The organism is Streptomyces sp. NPDC052114 (assembly GCF_040680155.1).
Taxonomy (GTDB): Bacteria; Actinomycetota; Actinomycetes; order Streptomycetales; family Streptomycetaceae; genus Streptomyces.
Window position 1 is genome coordinate 1 of the sequence record NZ_JBFAWC010000016.1, and the last position, 19,241, is coordinate 19,241.

Sequence of the window (19,241 nt, forward strand, 5' to 3'; positions counted from 1 at the left end):
TCATCGCCGAGGGGCTGCCGAGGATCTCCTACCGGGGCTGCCCGTTCATCAACTCCCTCGCCGAGCTGCCCGACCGCGCCCACCCCGCACGGCAGCTCGTCGACGGCGCGCACCGCAACGCCACCGAGGCGCTCACCGAACTCCGCGACCTGGCCCGCGGCATCCATCCGCCCGCCCTCGACGACGGCCTGCCCGACGCCCTCGCCACGCTCGCCGCGCGCAGCACGGTGCCGGTCGAGCTGTCGGCGGACGTGCCGCGCCGGCCCACCCCGGCGATCGAGACCATCGCGTACTTCTGCGCCGCCGAGCTCCTGACGAACGTCATCAAGCACAGCGGGGCGCGGCGGGCCACGATCGACGTCGGCCAGCGGGACGGGCTGCTGACGCTCCGGGTCACCGACGACGGCCGGGGCGGCGCGGCGCCCGGCGGGGGCAGCGGACTGTCCGGGCTCGCGCAGCGGGTCCGCACGGTCGACGGGCGCATCGACGTCCACAGCCCCGAGGGCGGGCCCACGACCGTCGCCGTCGAGCTGCCGCTGCACGCGTGACCGCACCGGGGAGCGCAGGTGGGAGCACGCGTGAGACCATGCGGGCCATGCGTGTCGTGATCGCCGAGGACGCCGCCGTACTGCGGGAGTTGCTGGCCCAGATGCTCGCCGAGCGCGGGCACGAGATCTGCGCCGCCGTGGGGGACGCCGACGCCCTGCGCGAGGCGGTCGCCGCGCACCGCCCGGACGTCACCGTGGTCGACATCCGGATGCCGCCGACCCACACGGACGAGGGCCTGCGCGCGGCCATCGACATCCGCGGCGCGCACCCGGGCACGGGAGTGCTGCTCTTCTCCCAGTACGTCGAGACGAAGTACGCGACCCGGCTGCTGGCGGCGGGCTCGGCGGGCGTCGGCTATCTGCTCAAGGACCGGGTGGCGAACGTCGCGGAGTTCACGGACGCGCTGGAGCGGGTCGCGGCGGGCGGCACCGCGCTGGACCCCGAGGTGGTCACGCAGCTGGCCGGGGCCGGGCGGCGCGCGGCGGAACTGGCGCCGCTGACCGAACGGGAGCGCGAGGTGCTCTCGTTGATGGCGGAGGGCCGCTCCAACGCGGCGATCGCCCAGGCGCTCTTCGTGTCGCCCGGCACGGTGGAGAAGCATGTGGCGGCGGTCTTCGACAAGCTCGGCCTGCCCGCCTCGCACGACGACAACCGCCGTGTGCTGGCGGTCATTCGGTATCTGCGGTCCTGAGGGGCGGGGAGTCCCCCGCCCGTGAGGGACGGGGACGGGCACGGGCGGGTCGTACGGCATCGGGGCAGCGGGGAGCGATGGGCACGTTCACGGGGAGAGCCGCACGTCTGTCGGTGGGCAACGACGGCGAGGAGCCGCTGGAGCTGACCGTCGAACCTTGGGCCGAGGTCGACCGGGTCCCGCCGAAGGAGACCCGTGTCGTCGTCACGCACTCGTCCGCGGCCGACGGTTCATGGAGCGGGACAGCGCACAAGGACGAGCCTTTCCACGTCGACCACCGGCCCGGCCTCGTCGCGGTGTGGGCCAACGGCGACTGCTTCCATCTGCTCGACGCGCAGGGGAACGAGACGCACGCGTACGACCACCACTGCCCGGCCCGGCGCCCGGCAGGCTGACGGAGTGCAATTCGCGCCGTTCTCACCCGGCGCGCTCCCCGTCTCCGCCGCCGCGCCCCCTGCCGACCGACGCGGAGCGTCCGCCGTGTCACCCCAACTCCCTCCTCGGACCACCACAATCCGATGCGGCCCTCTACGCTTTCTTCACCGTTCCCCCATAGACTCCCGCTTCTGGGCACGGAATATCCGCAAGCCAAAGGCATATGCCAGAAGCACCACCGCATCGTGTGTTGCCAAATCCCTTACAGGCCCCCTTCGGCTGTGCGAAAGTCATTAGCGGTCCACCACCCGTCAAGCTGGTCGCACCGCATCCTCATCGGAGCACCCCATGCCGTCCCATGTCTTCGCGGACCACGCCGCCGCCCAGCCGCCCGAGCGCGGCACGGTCGACGCGCTGATCTCGCAGACACGTCGGCTGCGGGGCGAGGTCGACGCCGTGCGACGCGACGCCGCGAGCGACGGCGGGGACCCCGCGGGCCGCTGGCAGCGCGCCCTGTGCGACCTGGCGGTCCATCAGCTCAACGACCTCGACACGCACTTCGCCCAGCTGCGGGACGGCCCGCCGGGCACGGGCGGCGAGCCCGCCCTGATCCCCACCGCCCCGGAACCGCACGACGACTCGCTCCTCAGCCGGGTGGGCAGCGCCGAATGGAACCTGCTCACCGACGAGGCCAGCTGGTCCGGCGAGCTCTACCAGATCCTCGGCCGCGACCCGGCCGCTCCCCCGCTCTCCCTGGACGAACTCCCTTCGCTGGTGCACACCGACGACCAGCCCCAGCTGACCACGATGGTCACGGACTGCCTCATCGACGGCAAACCCATCGACGGAGAGTTCCGCATCCTGCGGCCCGACGGGCGCGTACGCCAGGTGCACATGATGGGCGAGCCCGTCCTCGCCTCCGACGGCTCCACCGCTTCCATGTGGGCGGTCCTGCGGGACATCAGCGAGCTGCGCCGCAGCCAGCGCGTGGTGCGCGAGACCCGTGACTCGCTCCAGCGCCACCACGACATCGCACGCACCGAGCACCGTCTCGCGGTCGAGCTCCAGGAGGCCGTCCTGCCGCCCTGGGGCGGCTCGCTGCGTCTGCCGCACGGCGGCCCCGGCCAGCTCGACCTCGCCGCCCACTACCTCCCCTCCTCGACCAGCTCCCTCATCGGCGGAGACTGGTACGACGCGATGCAACTGGCGGACGGCAAGACGCTGTTGAGCGTCGGCGACCTCACCGGGCACGGCGTCACCGTCACCTCCGGCATGGCGATGCTGCTCGGCGCGCTGCGCGGCATGGCGGTGGCGGGCTCACCGCCGGGCCAGCTCATGGGCTGGCTGAACCAGTTGCTGGACGCCACCGTCCAGCCCGCCCTCGGCAGCGCCGTCTGCTGTCGCTACGACCCCGCCACGCACATCCTCACCTGGGCCCAGGCCGGCCACCCCGCCCCGCTGCTGTTCCGCGACGGGACGGGGCGCGCGCTGACACCTCCGCAGGGCGTGCTCCTCGGCGCCGCCTCCGGCGCGACGTACGAGCAGGCCGATGAGCAACTGCGGCCAGGAGACCTGTTGTTGCTGCACACCGACGGCCTGGTGCCACGGAGCGACAGAGAGACGGCGACGGACCTGCTGCTGTCCCTCGCCCCTCGCTTCACCGAGGAGCGTACGGCGCAGGACTGCGTGCGGACCGTCGTCGAGGAGCACGGCGAGGCTCCGCGCGAGGACGACGCCTGCCTGTTGATCGCGCGTATCTGAGCACACCGCGAAGCGGCCCGCTCACCCGCCGCCCGAGGGCGGTGCGGACGCGCGTGTACCGGTCCTTCTCGTTGCGTACTACGCCCTTGCCGTCCTCCCCGCCCCCTTGGGACCCTTCGGCAGCGCGAGCTTGATCTCCTCGCGCAGGTCCTGGATCTTGGGATACCCGGCGTACTGCGCCGTCAGCCGGTACATCTCGCGCAGCCGGTCCCAGGTGCGGTGCGAGGAGTTGGCCCGCATCGACACCAGCGCCAGCCGGGCGTACCGGTCGGCCTGTTCCGGGTCGTCGGCGATGAAGCAGGCCGACGCCAGCGAGATGTAGTCGAAGATCTGCGACCGGTCGCGGTTCTTGGCCCGCAGCTCGATCGCCTCCCTGGCGTGGCGCTGCGCGGTGTTCGCCGCGGCCGGGTCGTGGTCGGCGAGGGTGCGGTAGGCCAGGGCCTGCATGCCGTGCAGATCCGCCTCGTCGAACATCTGCATCCAGCTCGGCGGCGGCACGTCCCCCTTGTCCGACACGAAGAGGTCCTCGGCGAGGCCGAGGGTGCGCCGCATGGCCTGGCCGCGTCCCATCGACGCCTGTGCCCAGGCCTCGATGGTGTACAGCATCGCCTGGGTGCGGGGCAGTGCCTCCTCGCCCGCGCCCGACTTGGCGAGCTTCATCAGGTCGAGGGCGTCGTCCGGCTTGCCGAGGTGCACCATCTGGCGCGCGGCCCGGGACAGGGCCTCCCCGGCGCGCGGGCGGTCGCCGCCCTCGCGGGCCGCGTGCGCCGCGATGACGAAGTACTTCTGCGCCGTGGGCTCCAGGCCGACGTCGTGCGACATCCAGCCGGCGAGCACGGCGAGGTTGGCAGCGACGCCCCACAGGCGCCGCTGGAGATGGTCGGGGTGTCGGTAGGCGAGCATGCCGCCCACTTCGTTGAGCTGGCCCACCACGGCCTTGCGCTGGAGCCCGCCTCCGCGGGCCGCGTCCCAGGCGCGGAACACCTCGACCGAGCGCTCCAGTTCCTCGATCTCCTGCGACCCGATGGGGGCGGCCTCGTAGCGGTCGAACCCGGCGGGGTCGGCGTGCAGGGGATCGTCGAGACGGGGGGCGTCGGCCGCGAGGGCCGGATCGGTGTGCAGCCAGTCGTGCATGGCGCTGCTGAGTGCGGAGCCTGCGGCAAGCGCAGCGCCCGCGCCCACCAAGCCGCGTCGGTTGAGCATGAGGTCCATTCCCGTGAATTCGGTGAGGACCGCGGCTGTCCGCTCGGGCGCCCACGGCACGCCGTCGGGGTGCTCCACACTCCCGTCGCCGCGTCGCTTCCCAACGCGCCCGTGCCGGACCAGGCCTAGATCCTCAGTGGTCACGACACGGCCGAGACGCTCGGTGAACAGAACAGCCAGCACCCGAGGCACGGGATCGCGCGGGATCTCCCCCATGTCGATCCACCGCCTCACCCGCGAGGTGTCGGTGGCCAGTTGGGGGTGGCCCATGGCCGCCGCCTGCCTGTTCACCAGTCTCGCGAGCTCCCCTTTGGACCAGCCGGCCAGGCCGAACAGGTCCGAGAGGCGGGTATTGGGTTGTCCGTTCACGTCAAGCCCCCAGGTTCTCGGCTGAGTTGACAGTAACCCTCTGTCAGTTGCTGAGCGACTATTCGCCAGGGTTCGCCAGGGTGCGCCACATGGTGTGCCAGGGGACGACGGGTGTCAGGTAGGAGTGCGCCACCCCGACCCGGTCGCCGCAAGGCACTCCCCAGGGTGCACCCGAAAGCGATCGGGCCGGGAGGCGCACGCAACTCGCAGGCACACGAAGGGATCTGTATCGCCCATGTACGCAGCATCGTCCTCCGTGTCCGCCCCGCCCCGGCCGCTCCACCCGCGCCCTCCGGTCCCCCGGACCCGCGAGGTGTCCCCCGCCGCGGGGAACGGCCCCTATCTGGAGCCGGTGCGCCCCTCGTCCACGCAGCTCGGCGCAGGCCGTGCGCGCCGCGTGCCGGGGATCGGCGCCCAACCGCTCAGCGGGAGACTCGACTTGTCCGGCCCCCAGGGGGCGCAGCTGCGCACCGCGATCGCCTCGGTGCACCGCATCTGTCCGGAGTTCCACCCCGTGCAGGTGCTGCGCAGAAGCGGCCGCACCGTACTGATCGTCGGCACGGCAGGGCGCAGCACCGCCGTCGCCAAGTGTTTACTCGATCACTCACCTGTGTGGGCCGAGCGGATCAGGCACGAAATAGCGGCGTACCGGTCGTTCGTCCGGCACCGTCCGCCGGTCCGGGCGCCGCGGCTCATCGCCGCCGACCCCGACGACTGCACGCTGGTGATCGAGCGCATGCCGGGACGCGTGGCGGCGCTGACCCGGCACCCGCTGGAGGCACCGCCCCGGGCGGACATCCGGGCGGCGCTCGGCTCCGTCTGCCGCCTGAACCAGTGGCGGCCGCCGACGGAGATGTTCGGCAGGCCGATGGACTACGGCAGGAAGATCTCCCGCTTCCACGAGCTGGGCCTGCTGACGGACCGCGACATGGGCGACCTCCAGAAGCTGCTGCACGGCATCGCGCACTCGGTCGGGCACCAGGGCGGCGGCCACCAGGCCATGTGGCAGTTCTGCCACGGCGACGCCCTGCTGTCGAACATCCTGCTCTCGCCCGCCGGGCCCGTCCTGGTCGACTGGGAGCACGCGGGCTGGTATCTGCCGGGGTACGACCTGGCCACGCTGTGGTCGGTCCTCGGTGACGCCCCGGTGGCGCGGCGCGAGATCAGCCAGCTCGCGCAGTCGGCGGGCCCGGCGGCACGCGACGCGTTCCTGGTCAACCTGATGCTGGTGCTGACCCGCGAGATCCGTACGTACGAAACGGCCGTGCAGCGTTCGATGCACGAATCGGCCCCGGCGGCACCGGGCCCGGCCCATCCCGGTGCTGCGCCGTCCGGCGAGGAACAGCGGCTGCTGCTCAGGCGGCTGCACGACGACTGCCAGCTGGCCCGCCGGGCCGTGCGAGCGGCGGTCGGCACTCGCTGACGGGGACGGCGGTCCGCGGTGCGCCCTGAGCAGTGGCGCACCGCGGACCTTCGTATGCCTCTGGCACTTCCCCAGGACTATGACGTGACGCTTATGACGCCGTGCCTATGACGTGGAGAACTGCACCGCGTCCACGTCGAAGGAATTGTCCTGGGGCGACCTGAAGACCAGGTACAGCTTGTGCGTTCCGGTCAGTGCCTCGACCGGGACCGCGGGCGTGGACCGATAGGTGTCCCAGCCGCCGGTGTCGGGCACGGGCGTCGTGGCGAGCAGCTTGCCGTCGGCGGTGTCCGCGCGCAGTTCGACGGAACCGACGCCATAGGGCGACGACAGCTTGTAGCTGACCTCGCCGACGCCCTCGACGCTCATCGGGCTGTAGGCGATCCAGTCGCCGTCGCTGATGTCACCGATGCGCTTGCCGTTCTCGGCGCCCTCCTGCGACACGATCCGGGTGCCCGACTGGTCGTCGCGGTACTCGGCCTGCTTGTGCTTGGGCTGGAGCACCGAACGGCCGTAGCCGGTCAGGGCGCTGACGCCGTCGCCGCCCTTGTCGGTGTACTTCGCGTTGAGGACGTAGGTGAGGTCGGCGCCCTCCGGGTGACCGCCCAGGTCACCGGTGTCGACGGTGCCCTCGCAGCCGGGGATGTCGGTGGTGGGGTGCTCGTGGTCGTCGTGGCCGAGGGCGGGGTTCACGGTCACCTTGGAGCAGTCGATGGTGCCGTCCTCGGGGTCGGTGACCTTCACCTTGTACGGGATCTTGTCGCCGAAGTCGATGAGCTTGCCGTCGACGGGGGTCTCGATGGTCACCTTCGGCGCCGTGTTGCCCGCCGTGACGGGGATGTTGGCGTAGCCGGACTTGCCGCTGGAGTCGGTGACCTTCAGCTGGGCGTTGAAGTTCCCCTTGGCGGTGTAGGTGTGGGAGGGGTTCGCCTCGGTCGAGTCGTAGGTGCCGTCGCCGTCGAAGTCCCAGGCGTAGGCGAGGGAGTCACCGTCGGGGTCCGTGCTGCCGGCGCTGGAGAAGTCGACCTTCAGGGGGACGGGGCCGTTGGTGGCGGACGCCTTGGCCTTGGCGAGCGGGATGCGCTGTCCCTGGGCGTAGTCGATGCGGTAGAGCCCGGAGTCGTTGTTGCCGCCGCCGAACTCGCTGCCCCACTCCAGGACGTAGAGCGAGCCGTCCGGACCGAAGGTCATGTCCATGGGCTTGGCGAACTTGGCGGACTTCAGGAAGTCGTTGATCTTGAGGAGCTTGCCGTCCTTGTCGAAGCGGATCTCCTTGACCGAGTCGCGCGCCCACTCGTAGAAGAAGTTGGCGCCCTCGAAGTAGGCGGGGAACTTCGTCTTGGAGGGGTTCTTCGGGTCGTAGTGGTAGACGGGCCCGCTCATGGGCGCGGAGCCGCCGGAGCCCATCTCGGGGAACTCCTTGGAGGTGCCGTAGCCGTACCAGATGTCGGGCTGCTGGAGGGGCGGCAGGTCCTTGAGGCCCGTGTTGTTGGGCGAGGGGTTGGTGGGCTTGGCGCAGTCGAACTTGGCGCCCGCCTTCTGGGTGTCGGGGTCGTAGGGGGCGTACGCCTGGTTGTCGCCGTGGCAGAAGGGCCAGCCGAAGTTGCCCGCCTTCTTGATGACGTTGACCTCGACGAGGCCCTCGGGGCCGCGCTCGGTGGTCGGGCCGCCGCGGTCGGGGCCGTAGTCGGAGGCGTGGACGTAGCCGTTCTTGGGGTCGACGGTGAAGCGGAACGGGTTGCGGAAGCCCATCGCGTAGATCTCGGGGCGGGTCTTGGGCGTGCCCTTCTTGAAGAGGTTGCCCTGGGGGATGGTGTAGCCGCCGGAGTCGGTCGGCTTGATGCGCAGGATCTTGCCGCGCAGGTCGTTGGTGTTGCCCGCGGTGCGGGCGGCGTCCAGCATCTGCTTGCCGGGGCGCCAGTCCAGCGGGGCGTAGCCCTGCCAGGCCGGGTCGAGGTTGGGCGGGGTGTCGTCGCCGACGCCCAGGTACAGGGTGCGGTTCGGTCCGAACTCGACGGCGCCGCCGGTGTGTCCGGGCTCGGGGAAGGTCCGGTCGCGGTAGGCGGGGACGTCGAGGAGCTTCTTCTCGCTGGCGAGGTCGAGGGTGTTGTCCTTCTTGACCGTGAAGCGGGAGAGGCGGTTGACGTCGTCGGTGGCCTTCGCGGGCGCGTAGTAGAGGTAGATCCAGCGGTTGTCGGCGAACTTCGGGTCGAGCTCCATGCCGACCAGGCCGTCCTCGCCGCCGGTGTAGACGTCGAGCTTGCCCGCGGTGGAGGTGGAGTGGGTCGTGGGGTCGAAGACCTTCACCTCGCCGCTGCGCTGGACGTAGAAGACCTTGCCGTCCTTGGCGACGTCGAGCTCCATGGGGTCGGCGGTGTTGTCGTCGAGGGCGGTCTTCTCGTAGCCGGACCAGACGGTGCCGCCGCAGTCGCCCGGCGCGTTGCCCGCCGCCCACTTGATGCCGCCGAGGACGTGCTCACGGAAGGCGGGCTCGCCGTAGGAGGCCTTGTCGTGGCCCATGGCAGTGGCCCAGACCTTGCCGCCCTCGGCGTTGCGGCACCAGGAGATGGGGTGGTCGGCACCCATCGCGGAGCCACCGGGGTCGTACGTCGTCTCGTCGGCGGTGACCAGGACGTGTACGTCGCCCCGGGGGTTCTTGTCGAAGTTGTACCACTCCTCCGGGCGCTCCCAGCGCTCGGGCAGGCCCTTGGTGGAGGGGTGCGCGCGGTCGGCGACCTTGGCGGTGCCCTTGAGGACGCCCGGTGAGTGGGCGGGCATGTGGGCGCCGGCGTTGATGAGGTCGTCCCACCAGGGGAAGGAGTCCTCGACGCCCATGTCGAGGGTGTTGTGCAGGGCGACGACGCCCTTGCCGCTCTTGACGTACGTCTTCATCGCCTCGCGCTGGGCCTCGGTGTCCCAGACCATGCCGGAGTTCTGCAGCATGACGATGACGTCGAAGTCCTTGAGCTTCGCGTCGTCGAAGACGGTGGCGTCGTCGGTCTGGACGACCTCGAAGTTGTTCGCCGCGGCCTGCTCCTCGACCATCTGAATGCCGGCCGGGATGGAGTCGTGGACGTATCCGACGGCCTTGGTGAAGAGCAGGGCGCGGAAGGCGGGGGCCCGGTCGGCGGCGGTGGCTCCGGTGCCGGGCAGGAAGCCCGCGGTGAGGAGCAGCGCCGCGACGAGGGCGACGAGCCCTCTGCGCAGGCCTCTCAGCCCTCTTATGTCACGAGCATGACAGCCCATCAGGTGGTCCTCTCTGTGTGGACGGGATGCGGGTGCCGGATGCCGGAAGATCAGCGGGCCGCGAGGGCGCGGCGCAGGAAGGAGAGGCCGTCGGTGGCGAGCGCGTCCTGGCTGCGGGCCAGTGGGCGCCAGACGGAGGCGGCCACGGCGATCGCGTCGTTGTGGGCCGTGAACGACTCGATGCACAGGGCCCCTCGGTACTCCGCCGCGCCCAGGGCGGCCAGGAAGCCGGGCCAGTCGAGGTGGTCGGCGCCGGGCGCGCCGCGGTCGTTGGCGCACACCTGGACGTGCCCGATGCGGCCCGCGGCGGCGCGGACGGCCTCGGGCAGCGAGTGCTCCTCGATGTTCTGGTGGTACGTGTCCAGGGCGATGCCGACCACGTCCTCGGGCAGGCCTTCGAGCGCTTCGAGGGTCTGGGCGACGGTGTTGAACAGGCTCGTCTCGTAGCGGTTGAGGGGTTCGACGGCGATGCGGACCCCGGCGCGGGACGCGTACGCGGCGACCGGGGCGAGGTGGGCGCGCCACTCCTCGTAAGCCGCCGTGCGCGCGGCGCGGTCGATGCGCCAGGTCCGCCCGACCGGCGCGTACACGGGCCCCGCCACGACGGGAGCCCCCACCGCGTGGGCCGCGTCGACACAGCGGCGCAGGTAGTCCTGGGTGGCACGGGCCGTGGTCAGGTCGGCGCGGACGAGGTTGCGCCCGTCGGACATGACGGCGACGACGGCGGCCGGGGCGAGGCCGGTGGCGTCCAGGAGCTTGGCGGCGGCCGCCGGATCCCAGTCGTCGGGGTTCTCCAGCGGGAGTTCCACGCAGTCGAAGCCCCAGTGCGCGAGGCGCGGCAGGGTCTCGGTGAGGGCCTCGGTGGTGACGGGCGAGTGCCAGATCCAGGGGTTGGCGCCCACCTGCCATGCGGGGGCGTGGTGGCGGGACGTCACTTCTTGCCTCCCCAGTCCTCGGGGAAGCCCGGCAGCTTCTGGCAGCCGCACATCGCGTAGTGCAGCGGGGGCATGCCGTCCCGGAGGTACTCGTCGAGGTTGGCCTGCGTGACGGTGGGCTGCGGCAGCTTCCACTCCTTGGGGACCTGCTTGCCGTCGAGGACGCGCAGCGCGGCGATGACGGGCGTGCGCCACTGGAAGGTCGGATAAGTGGGGGCGATCGCGGTGAGCTTCTTGTCCTTCCACGCCTGGAGGAAGTCCTGCTGGTCCTCGCCGGTGATCGGCGGCACGTCCACGCCCGCGTCCTCGAAGGCCTCGACGGCGGCGACCGCGGTGGCGCCGGAGTCCATCCACACGCCGTCGACGGAGCCGTGGCGGGAGATCGCGTCGGCGACGACCGACTTGGTCCTCGCGGGGTCGCCGTCGGTGAACTTCACGTCCACCACGTCGAGTTCGCTCTTGTCGAAAGCGAGTTTCGCGGCGGACCAGCGGGTCTCCAGGACGTCGACGCCGGGCGAGATGCGCAGGGCGAGGATCTTGCCCTTGGGCTTCACCTCGTCGACGAGGAAGTCGGCGGCCACCGCGCCGTAGCCGTACCCGCCGATCGGGTTGACGAAGGTGACCGCACAGTCCGTCTCCACCCCGCGGTCGAAGACGATGACGGGCAGCTTCCCGCAGGCCTCCTTCACGGCGGGGGTGAGGGTGGCGGTGGTGTTCGGCGAGACGATGAGCGCGTCGCAGTCCTTGTCGCCGGCGAGTTCCTGGATGTCGGAGATCTGCTTGTCGTCCTTGCCCTGCGCGTCCAGGACGGTGAAGTCGGTGATCTCCTCGTGCAGTTTCACCTCGGCCTTCATGTTCTTCAGGCCGACCTGCCGCCAGGGGTTGAAGACCCCGGCGTTGGAGAAGCAGAGGTGGACGCCGCCCGAGCCCTTCTTCTTGTACGGGGCCGTGCTCGTCATCCTCGGTTCGAGCATCTGCTCCCAGGGCTTGTCCGCCGGCCCCTGCGGGGTCTGCTCCGCGAGCGCCAACTGACGCTCGTACTCGTCCTGTCGGAAGAACTTCGACGGCTTGTCACCGCCGCTGTCGTCGCTCCGGCTCGCCGCGGCGGGCGCGTCGGGCGGGGTGTCGCTGGAGCACGAGGTGAGCAGCGCGCCCGTCAGCAGGACGGCGGCCGACGCGAGGGTGCGTCTGCGGATCATGAGGGTGTCCCTCCCGAGGAGTGGGTACGGCGGCGGCGCGGCCGGGACCAGTCGGCGGCGCCGATGCCGACGGCGGCGATGACGATGACGCCCTGGACGGTGGACTCCAGGGCGCCGGACACGCCCCGCAGGTTGAGCAGCGTGAACAGGGCCTGGAGCGAGAAGGCGCCGGCCATCGCGGCGACGACGCTGCCGCGCCCGCCGCCCAGCACGACGCCGCCGAGGACCACGGCGGTGATCGCCTCGAACTCGTAGCCGCGCCCCGCCTGCGCGGACACCCCGGAGAAGCCGCCGACGAGGACGGCGGCGAGCGCGGCGGCGATGCCGGAGAGGACGAAGGCGATGACGCGGACGCGGTGCACCCGGACCCCGGCGAGGGCGGCGGCGCGCTCGCCGTCGCCGGTGGCGATCAGGGTGCGGCCGAAGTCGGAGCGCATGAGCAGCACCGCGAGCACGCCCGCGGCGAGGCAGGCGAGGACCGCCCAGGGCAGCCAGCCCATCGCCGTGCCGCGCCCCAACTGGCGGAAGTCCTGGGGCAGCTGTCCGTGCGGCGAGCCGCCGGTCCAGAAGAAGACGGCGCCTTCGAGGATCAGCATCATGCCGAGGGTCGTGATGAAGGACGGGACGCGCAGCCGCGTGGTGATCAGCCCGTTGACCAGTCCGGCCAGGGCGCCCGCCAACAGCAGCCCGAGCGCGACGAGCGGCCAGGGCGCGCCGGGATACGAGCCGTAGACCTCGGCCGCCGCGACGACCCCGGCGGTCACGATCGCCCCCACGGCGAGGTCGAACTCGCCGCAGACGATGACGAGATACTGGCCGGCCGCGAGGATCACCAGCGGCGCGGCACGCTTGACGAAGGCGAGGAAGCGGTCGGGTTCGTAGAAGCCCGGGTCGGTGAGCGCGAGGGCGGCGAGCAGCACGACGAGCAGCGCGTAGACGGGCGCTCCGGTGCCGAGCGAGCGCACCATGCGCCGGTACACCGAGGGAGTCGCCGTTGCGGTGGTCATGCGGACTGCCTCCTGCTGCCGCGGCGGGCGTAGAGGGCGACGGCGGCGATGATGACGACGCCGCGGACGACGTTCTTGAAGAACGGGTCGACGCCGAGCTGGTTGAACACCGAGTCGAGGACCGCGAGGACGAGGACGCCGCCGAGGGTGCCGACCACTCCCCCGCGCCCGCCCGCGAGGGCCGTGCCGCCGAGGACGACGGCGGCGATCGACTCCAGGTCGTAGCGGGCCTCGGTGCCCGCCCAGGGCGCGCCCGCGCCGAGCCGCGCGGCGAGGAACAGCGCGGCGGCGCCCACGCACAGCGAGCACAGGACGTGCGCGGCGATCACGGTGCGGCGGGTGCGCACGCCGGACAGCCGGGCCGCGTGCTCGTCGCCGCCGGTGGCGTAGAGGTGGTGGCCGAAGCGGGTGCGGCGGGTGATCACCCAGAGCGCGGCGGCGACGGCGAGCAGCAGGAACAGCGAGACGGGGACGGGACCGACGCGGTCGTAGCCGAGGTGCTGGAAGGAGGCGGTGACCTTGCCCGCCGGTCCCGTGTAGTTGTCCTCGATCCAGCCGCGCAGGATGAACGCGGTGCCGAGGGTGGCGATGAAGGCGTTGACCTTGAGGCCGGTGACGATGAGGCCGTTGGCGAGGCCGACGGCCGCCGAGAGGGCGAGCACGGCGAGGATCGCCGTGACGACACCGCCGTCCTCCATGGTGGTGGCGGCGACGAGGGTGCCGAGGCTGATGAGGTACGCCACCGACAGGTCGAGGGAGCCGCTCAGGATGACGGCGGTCTGACCGACGGCGACGAGGCCGAGGGCGACGCAGTTCTGCAGGATCCCGACGACGTTGGAGAGCGTGAGGAAGTCGCCGCCGCGCGCCGCGACGACGATCCAGCCGAGCGCGGTGACGACGAGGGCGGCCAGCCATACGCCGACGGCCGGGTCGGCGAGGCGGGTGCGGCGCGCCGTGCCGGACTTGACGGTGGGCGGCGGCGCGACGGCGGTGCCGGTCATGCGGCTCCTTCCTGTGCGGCCTTGTCGGTCCCGGGCCGCGCGGGGTGTCCGGTGGCGAGGCGCATCACGTCCTCCTCGGCGGCGCCCGGCGGGAGTTCACCGGTGACGCGGCCCTCGGCCATGACGAGGATCCGGTCGCTCATGCCGATCAGCTCGGGCAGTTCGGAGGAGACGATGAGGACGGCGAGCCCCTCGCGGGCGAGGTCGCGGACGAGGGTGTGGATGGCGGCCTTGGCACCCACGTCGACGCCCCGGGTCGGTTCGTCGAAGAGCAGCACGCGGGGGCGCGCGGCGAGCCATTTGGCGATGACGACCTTCTGCTGGTTGCCGCCGGAGAGGTACTGGGCCTGCTGGTCCTCGCCGCGGGCGTGCAGTCGTACGCGCTCCAGGAGCGCGGTCAACTCGACGGCGCCGGGCGGGCGTTCGCGGGCGGGGACGGCCCGGGTGACGAGGAGGGCGTTGTCGCGCACGGACTGGCGCAGGGCGAGCCCTTCGGCCTTGCGGTCCTCGGTGACCAGGGCGATGCCCGCGCGGATGGCCTGGCGGGGGTTCGCGGGGCGCAGGGCGGTGCCGTCGACGGTCATCTCGCCCTCGGTGAACGGCGCCGCCCCGAACAGGGCCCGCGCCAGGGACGTGCGTCCGGAGCCCTGCAGGCCCGCGATGCCGGTGACCTCGCCCGCGCGCAGGGTCAGGTCGATGTCCTTGAGGCGGCCGTTGCCGCCGCCGCGCACGGCCAGACGGACGTCGCCGAGGTCCTCGGGGCGGGCCCGCGGCGGGTAGTAGGCGCCGAGCTCCCGGCCGACCATGGCGCGTACGACCTGGTCGGCGTCCGTGCGCTCGGTGGGCACCGTCGTCACGTGGCGGCCGTCCTTGAGGACGGTGATGCGCCGCGACAGGTCGAAGACCTCGCGCAGCCGGTGCGAGATGTACAGGATGCCGAGGCCGCGGTCCGCGAGGCGGCGGACGAGGGCGTGCAGGAGGCCCGCCTCGTGGTCGGCGAGGGGCGCGGTCGGCTCGTCCATGACGAGCACGCGGACGTCGGAGGCGAGCGCCTTGACGATCTCGACGGTCTGCTGGCGTGCGACGGACAGCTCGCGGACGTACGTGCGCGGGGTGATGCCCGACACGCCCACCTCGTCGAGGAGTTGGGCGGTGCGCGTCTCCATCGCGCGGCGGTCGACGAGGCCGCGGCGGGTCGGTTCGCGGCCGAGGAAGACGTTCTCGGCGACGGTGCGGTGGGCGAGGAGCGCGAACTCCTGGTGGATGATGCCGATCCCGGCGGCCTGGGCCTGCGCGGGGTGCGTGAAGCGGCGCTCCTCGCCGTCGAGCGTGATGGTGCCCTCGTCCGGGACGTGTTCGCCCGCGAGGATCTTCATCAGGGTCGACTTGCCGGCGCCGTTCTCGCCGACGAGCGCGTGCACTTCGCCCGCCTCCAGGTCGAGCGGGACGCCGTGCAGTACGCGCACCCCCAGGAAGCTCTTGGAGATTCCGCGCATCGTCAGCATCGCCTGATTCATCTGCCTTGCCTGTATCGCCTGCACCCTCGGCTCCTTCGGCAGCGGTCTGCAGAGCAATGTGATGAGCGGGCTTTGACCTGTCAAGAGCCCAAGCACGTTTGTTTACAACGGACTTGACGTCGACTTAGGTCGACGATCGAACAGCATCGGCCTTGTGAGCAGCGAAAGTCGTCCCTAGGGTGGCTGCATGTCTGGAGCGCCGGATCACGACCCCGCGGCTGTGCCCTCCTCGCCCGGCGAGGTGCTCGCCCTGCTGCGCACCGGGGCGGCCCGGACGCGCGCGGACATCGCCCGGCTGACCGGGCTCGCCCGGTCGACGGTGTCGCAGCGCGTCGACGCCCTGATCGCCCACGGATTCCTGACCGAGGAGGCCGACGGGAACTCCACCGGCGGCCGGCCGCCCCGCACGCTCCGGCTGCGCACCCGCGAACACGCGGTGGCGGGCGTCGACCTGGGCGCCTCGCACTGCCGGGTCGCGCTGATGGACATCGGCGGCGAGACGCTGGCGCTGCGCGAGGATCCGCTGTCCATCGCGGACGGCCCGCAGACCGTTCTCGGCCATGTGGAGCGCACGCTGCACGCGCTGCTCGACGAGAGCGGGCACGGCGTGGACGCGCTCCAGGCGATCGGGGTCGGGGTGCCGGGGCCCGTCGAGTTCTCCACGGGCCGCCCGGTGGATCCCCCGATCATGCCGGGCTGGCACCAGTACCCCATCCCCGAGTTCTTCGCCGACCGCTTCGGCGCCCGCGCCCTCGTCGACAACGACGTGAACGTGATGGCGCTGGCCGAACAGCGCCGTGCCTTCCCCGACACCCGCTATCTGCTCTACATCAAGGTCGGCACCGGCATCGGCTGCGGGATCGTCGCCGACGGCAGGCTGCACCGGGGGGCTCAGGGCAGCGCGGGCGACATCGGACACATCCGCGTCGGCGACCTGGAGGATCCCTGCCGGTGCGGCAACTCCGGCTGTCTGGAGGCCGTCGCGGGCGGCGCGGCGCTGGCCCGCAGGCTGGCGGACCTCGGCCTGGAGGCGTCCTCGGGCAGCGATGTCGTACGCCTGGTCAAGTCCGGCAACCGCGACGCGGTGCGCATGGTCCGCGAGGCGGGCCGGGCGGTCGGCGAGGTGCTCGCCGGCCTGGTGAACTTCTTCAATCCGGACACGGTCGTGGTGGGCGGCGCGCTCGCCGCCGTGCACGACCAACTCCTCGCGGGCGTACGGGAGGCGGTGTACCGACGCTCGCACCCGCTGGCCACGCACGTGCTGCGGATCGAGCCGAGCCGCACCGGCGAGAACGCGGCGGCGGTCGGCGCCGGGATCCTCGCCGTCGAGCACGCGCTGTCGCCCCGCCAGGTGGACCGGGTGCTCGCGGGCGCGGCGCGCTGAGCGACGGCGCGGCACGGTCCGCGCACCGCGGGCACCGCACGATCCGGAAGGGCACGCGGCAGTATCGGCCAGACCGTCGGCTCGCCCTTACGGGCGCGCACCCGCGACCGTAGCGTCTGGGTATGTCCGCTACCGACACAGAACAGATCGAACGGGCCAACGCCTCCGGTCGCACGCCGGCGGTCTTCGTGCACGGCCTGTGGATGCTGACGAACAGCTGGGACCACTGGCTCCCCTACTTCGAGGCCGCGGGATACGCGCCGGTCGCGCTCACCTGGCCGGACGAACCGGCCACGGTGGCCGAGGCCAGGCAGCGCCCCGAGGCCCTCGCGGGCAAGACCATCGGACAGGTGACCGACCATCTGGCCGTCCTCATCGGCAAGCTGGAGCACAAGCCCGTCGTGATCGGGCACTCCGTCGGCGGGATGCTCACGCAGATCCTCGCGGGCCGCGGCCTGTCCGCCGCCTCGGTGGCCATCAATCCGGCGCCGTTCCGCGGTGTCGTCGCCTTCCCCCTGTCGACGGTCCGCTCGCTGATCCCGATGATCGCCAACCCCGCCAACCGGAAGCGCGCCAAGCCCCTGACCTACGACCAGTTCCGCTACGCCTACGCCAATGCCGTCAGCGAGGAGGAGGCCAAGTCGATCTACGACCGGTACGCGGTGCCCGCGCCGTGCGCCCCGCCCATGCAGGCGGTCCTCGCCAACTTCAACCCCCGCACGGAGGCGAAGGCCGACTACCGCAATCCGCAGCGCGGTCCGCTGCTGATCATCTCCGGCGGCCGGGACAACGCGGTGCCCTGGGCGCTCGCCAGCGGCGCGTACAAGCGGCAGAAGTCCAACCGGTGCGTCACGGAGATCCTGGAGATGCACGGGCGGGACCACGCGCTGACCCTGGACAGCAGGTGGCAGGAGGTCGCCGACGCCTCGCTGCAGTTCCTGCGCCGCTTCGTCTGAACCGGACTCCGTACGCGCGGGCCGGTCGGCGGTGGATCACGCCAGGGCGCGCCCCACCGCCGACTGCGCCGCCGCGAGCGCCCGGCCCGAGACCACGTACTCCAAGGTCGCCTCGATCTCCGGGGCGAGATACCGGTCGGGCCCCGGTCCCGGCACCGTCTCGCGCAGACCGTCGCGTACCGCGGCCGTGCCAGGTGAAGGGCGAAGAGGAGCGCGCAGGTCCAGGGCGCGGGCGGACGTGTGCAGTTCCATCGCGAGGACGCGGGCGAGGCCGTCGAGGGCACGGCGGAGTTTGCGGGCGGCCGACCAGCCCATGGAGACGTGGTCCTCCTGCATCGCGCTGGAGGGGATGGAGTCGACCGAGGCGGGGGCGGCCAGGCGCTTCAGTTCCGAGACCACGGCCGCCTGTGTGTACTGGGCGATCATGTGGCCCGAGTCGACACCGGGGTCGGCCGCGAGGAACGCGGGCAGGCCGTGGCTGCGGGCCGGGTCGAGGGTGCGGTCGGTGCGGCGCTCGGCCATCGAGGCCACGTCGGCGACGGAGATGGCCAGGAAGTCCAGGACGCAGGCCACGGGGGCGCCGTGGAAGTTGCCGTTGCTCGCCAGGCGTCCGTCGAGGGTCACGACGGGGTTGTCGACGGCGCTCGCCAGCTCCCGGGAGGCGACGCCCTCGGCGTGGGCCAGCGTGTCGCGCGCGGCGCCGTGCACCTGAGGGGCGCAGCGCAGCGAGTACGCGTCCTGCACACAGCCGCACTCTTCGCGCCGGTGTTCGCCGATGATCTGCGAACCGGCCAGCAGCGCACGCAGGTTGGCGGCGCTCTCGGACTGCCCCGGGTGGGGGCGCAGCGCCTGGAGGTCGGCCGCGAAGGCGGCGTCCGTCCCGAGCTGGGCCTCGACGCTCAGCGCGGTGATGTCGGCGGTGCGCAGCAGCAGGCGCAGGTCCGCCAGGGCCAGCACCAGCATGCCGAGCATGCCGTCGGTGCCGTTGATGAGGCTGAGGCCCTCCTTCTCCGCGAGGTCGAGCGCGGTGATTCCGGCCGCCTCCAGCGCCTGTGCCGCGGGCATCAGGGTGCCCTGCGCGTCGCGGACCGTGCCCTCGCCCATCGCGGCGAGGGCACAGTGCGCGAGCGGGGCGAGGTCGCCGGAGCAGCCCAGTGATCCGTATTCGTGGACGACGGGGGTGATACCCGCGTTGAGCAGGTCGGCGTAGACGCGCGCGGTCCGTGTCCGCACTCCCGTGTGCCCCGTGGCCAGGGTCGAGAGGCGCAGCACCAGCAGGGCGCGCACCACTTCGCGTTCCACCTCGGGCCCTGATCCCGCGGCGTGCGAGCGGACCAGGCCGCGCTGGAGGAGCACGCGGGCTCCGGGCGGGATGCGTCGGCCCGCCAGGGCCCCGAATCCGGTCGAGATCCCGTAGTGGGGTGCGCTGTCGTCGGCGAGACGTTCGATCACCTCGCGGCCGCGCGCGATCTCCTTGACGGCGTCGGGCGCGAGGGCGACCCGGGCGTCCTCGCGCGCGACGGACACGACGTCGGCGGCGGCCAGGGGCCCGCTTCCCACCATGACCGTCCGTGTGGCCGCGGCTGTCGTCACTGCTGTCATGTGCTCGCTCCCCCGGATGCGTA

Annotated in this window: 15 protein-coding genes; 7 read left to right on the plus strand and 8 right to left on the minus strand. The window is 72.0% G+C overall.

The features are described from left to right. From AB0L89_RS30475 to AB0L89_RS30490, 4 genes are all read left to right on the plus strand, one after another. Window positions 1–548: ATP-binding protein (locus AB0L89_RS30475; RefSeq protein WP_365147918.1), on the plus strand; the 548-nt coding region annotated here is incomplete at its 5' end. 47 nt (window positions 549–595) lie between these two features. Next, window positions 596–1,240, plus strand: coding sequence for a response regulator transcription factor (locus AB0L89_RS30480; RefSeq protein WP_365147921.1), 645 nt, complete (start codon window positions 596–598; stop codon window positions 1,238–1,240). Between the two features lie 77 nt (window positions 1,241–1,317). Next, a complete protein-coding gene (locus tag AB0L89_RS30485) occupies window positions 1,318–1,635 on the plus strand; it encodes a hypothetical protein (RefSeq protein ID WP_365147923.1) in 318 nt (105 codons plus the stop codon). A 328-nt stretch (window positions 1,636–1,963) separates the two neighbouring features. Next, complete coding sequence (locus AB0L89_RS30490; RefSeq protein WP_365147926.1) at window positions 1,964–3,376, plus strand: SpoIIE family protein phosphatase; 1,413 nt, start codon at window positions 1,964–1,966, stop codon at window positions 3,374–3,376. A gap of 78 nt (window positions 3,377–3,454) precedes the next feature. Here the strand turns inward: AB0L89_RS30490 and AB0L89_RS30495 are convergent, their stop codons facing one another. After that, window positions 3,455–4,948 carry a hypothetical protein gene (locus AB0L89_RS30495; RefSeq protein ID WP_365147929.1) on the minus strand — a complete coding sequence of 498 codons (1,494 nt, stop codon included), beginning with the start codon at window positions 4,946–4,948 and terminating at the stop codon, window positions 3,455–3,457. Between the two features lie 235 nt (window positions 4,949–5,183). Between AB0L89_RS30495 and AB0L89_RS30500 the strand changes: the two genes are divergently transcribed. Beyond that, the gene (locus AB0L89_RS30500) at window positions 5,184–6,371 is read left to right on the plus strand and encodes an aminoglycoside phosphotransferase family protein (protein WP_365147932.1); all 1,188 of its coding nucleotides are present in this window, start codon (window positions 5,184–5,186) and stop codon (window positions 6,369–6,371) included. A 105-nt stretch (window positions 6,372–6,476) separates the two neighbouring features. Here AB0L89_RS30500 and AB0L89_RS30505 read toward each other — a convergent pair whose 3' ends face one another. Genes AB0L89_RS30505 through AB0L89_RS30530 form a run of 6 tightly spaced genes read right to left on the minus strand, consistent with a single transcriptional unit; the run spans window position 6,477 to window position 15,264 of the window. Next, complete coding sequence (locus AB0L89_RS30505; RefSeq protein ID WP_365147935.1) at window positions 6,477–9,617, minus strand: ThuA domain-containing protein; 3,141 nt, start codon at window positions 9,615–9,617, stop codon at window positions 6,477–6,479. Between the two features lie 50 nt (window positions 9,618–9,667). Continuing rightward, entirely contained in the window at window positions 9,668–10,552 is an 885-nt protein-coding gene (locus AB0L89_RS30510) for a sugar phosphate isomerase/epimerase family protein (RefSeq protein ID WP_365147938.1), read from the minus strand. Next, window positions 10,549–11,751 (minus strand): substrate-binding domain-containing protein, encoded by a 1,203-nt coding sequence (locus tag AB0L89_RS30515; RefSeq protein WP_365147940.1) that lies wholly within the window; start codon window positions 11,749–11,751, stop codon window positions 10,549–10,551. Before AB0L89_RS30515 ends, AB0L89_RS30510 begins: the two co-directional genes overlap by 4 nt. Further along, complete coding sequence (locus tag AB0L89_RS30520) at window positions 11,748–12,758, minus strand: ABC transporter permease (RefSeq protein WP_365147943.1); 1,011 nt, start codon at window positions 12,756–12,758, stop codon at window positions 11,748–11,750. The genes AB0L89_RS30515 and AB0L89_RS30520 overlap by 4 nt, the downstream gene beginning before the upstream one ends. Beyond that, entirely contained in the window at window positions 12,755–13,759 is a 1,005-nt protein-coding gene (locus tag AB0L89_RS30525) for an ABC transporter permease (protein WP_365147946.1), read from the minus strand. Before AB0L89_RS30525 ends, AB0L89_RS30520 begins: the two co-directional genes overlap by 4 nt. Continuing rightward, window positions 13,756–15,264, minus strand: a complete 1,509-nt coding sequence (locus AB0L89_RS30530) for a sugar ABC transporter ATP-binding protein (RefSeq protein WP_365148382.1) — start codon at window positions 15,262–15,264, stop codon at window positions 13,756–13,758. Before AB0L89_RS30530 ends, AB0L89_RS30525 begins: the two co-directional genes overlap by 4 nt. A 199-nt stretch (window positions 15,265–15,463) precedes the next feature. On the opposite strand from AB0L89_RS30530, the gene AB0L89_RS30535 reads away from it, so the two are divergent. Both AB0L89_RS30535 and AB0L89_RS30540 read left to right on the plus strand, forming a co-directional pair. Next, entirely contained in the window at window positions 15,464–16,660 is a 1,197-nt protein-coding gene (locus AB0L89_RS30535) for an ROK family transcriptional regulator (RefSeq protein WP_365147949.1), read from the plus strand. Between the two features lie 122 nt (window positions 16,661–16,782). Then, the gene (locus tag AB0L89_RS30540) at window positions 16,783–17,616 is read left to right on the plus strand and encodes an alpha/beta hydrolase (RefSeq protein ID WP_365147952.1); all 834 of its coding nucleotides are present in this window, start codon (window positions 16,783–16,785) and stop codon (window positions 17,614–17,616) included. Between the two features lie 36 nt (window positions 17,617–17,652). Here AB0L89_RS30540 and hutH read toward each other — a convergent pair whose 3' ends face one another. Then, window positions 17,653–19,218, minus strand: coding sequence for a histidine ammonia-lyase (hutH, locus tag AB0L89_RS30545; RefSeq protein ID WP_365147955.1), 1,566 nt, complete (start codon window positions 19,216–19,218; stop codon window positions 17,653–17,655). Window positions 19,219–19,241 lie beyond the last annotated feature (23 nt).

What these genes read in the sequence shown, in the direction of transcription:
- AB0L89_RS30480 (WP_365147921.1), top strand. Translation starts at nt 596, where the DNA reads ATGCGTGTCGTGATCGCCGAGGACGCCGCCGTACTGCGGGAGTTGCTG.
- AB0L89_RS30485 (WP_365147923.1), top strand. Translation starts at nt 1,318, where the DNA reads ATGGGCACGTTCACGGGGAGAGCCGCACGTCTGTCGGTGGGCAACGAC.
- AB0L89_RS30490 (WP_365147926.1), top strand. Translation starts at nt 1,964, where the DNA reads ATGCCGTCCCATGTCTTCGCGGACCACGCCGCCGCCCAGCCGCCCGAG.
- AB0L89_RS30500 (WP_365147932.1), top strand. Translation starts at nt 5,184, where the DNA reads ATGTACGCAGCATCGTCCTCCGTGTCCGCCCCGCCCCGGCCGCTCCAC.
- AB0L89_RS30505 (WP_365147935.1), bottom strand. Translation starts at nt 9,617, where the DNA reads ATGGGCTGTCATGCTCGTGACATAAGAGGGCTGAGAGGCCTGCGCAGA.
- AB0L89_RS30515 (WP_365147940.1), bottom strand. Translation starts at nt 11,751, where the DNA reads ATGATCCGCAGACGCACCCTCGCGTCGGCCGCCGTCCTGCTGACGGGC.
- AB0L89_RS30520 (WP_365147943.1), bottom strand. Translation starts at nt 12,758, where the DNA reads ATGACCACCGCAACGGCGACTCCCTCGGTGTACCGGCGCATGGTGCGC.
- AB0L89_RS30525 (WP_365147946.1), bottom strand. Translation starts at nt 13,759, where the DNA reads ATGACCGGCACCGCCGTCGCGCCGCCGCCCACCGTCAAGTCCGGCACG.
- AB0L89_RS30530 (WP_365148382.1), bottom strand. Translation starts at nt 15,264, where the DNA reads ATGCTGACGATGCGCGGAATCTCCAAGAGCTTCCTGGGGGTGCGCGTA.
- AB0L89_RS30535 (WP_365147949.1), top strand. Translation starts at nt 15,464, where the DNA reads ATGTCTGGAGCGCCGGATCACGACCCCGCGGCTGTGCCCTCCTCGCCC.
- AB0L89_RS30540 (WP_365147952.1), top strand. Translation starts at nt 16,783, where the DNA reads ATGTCCGCTACCGACACAGAACAGATCGAACGGGCCAACGCCTCCGGT.
- hutH (WP_365147955.1), bottom strand. Translation starts at nt 19,218, where the DNA reads ATGACAGCAGTGACGACAGCCGCGGCCACACGGACGGTCATGGTGGGA.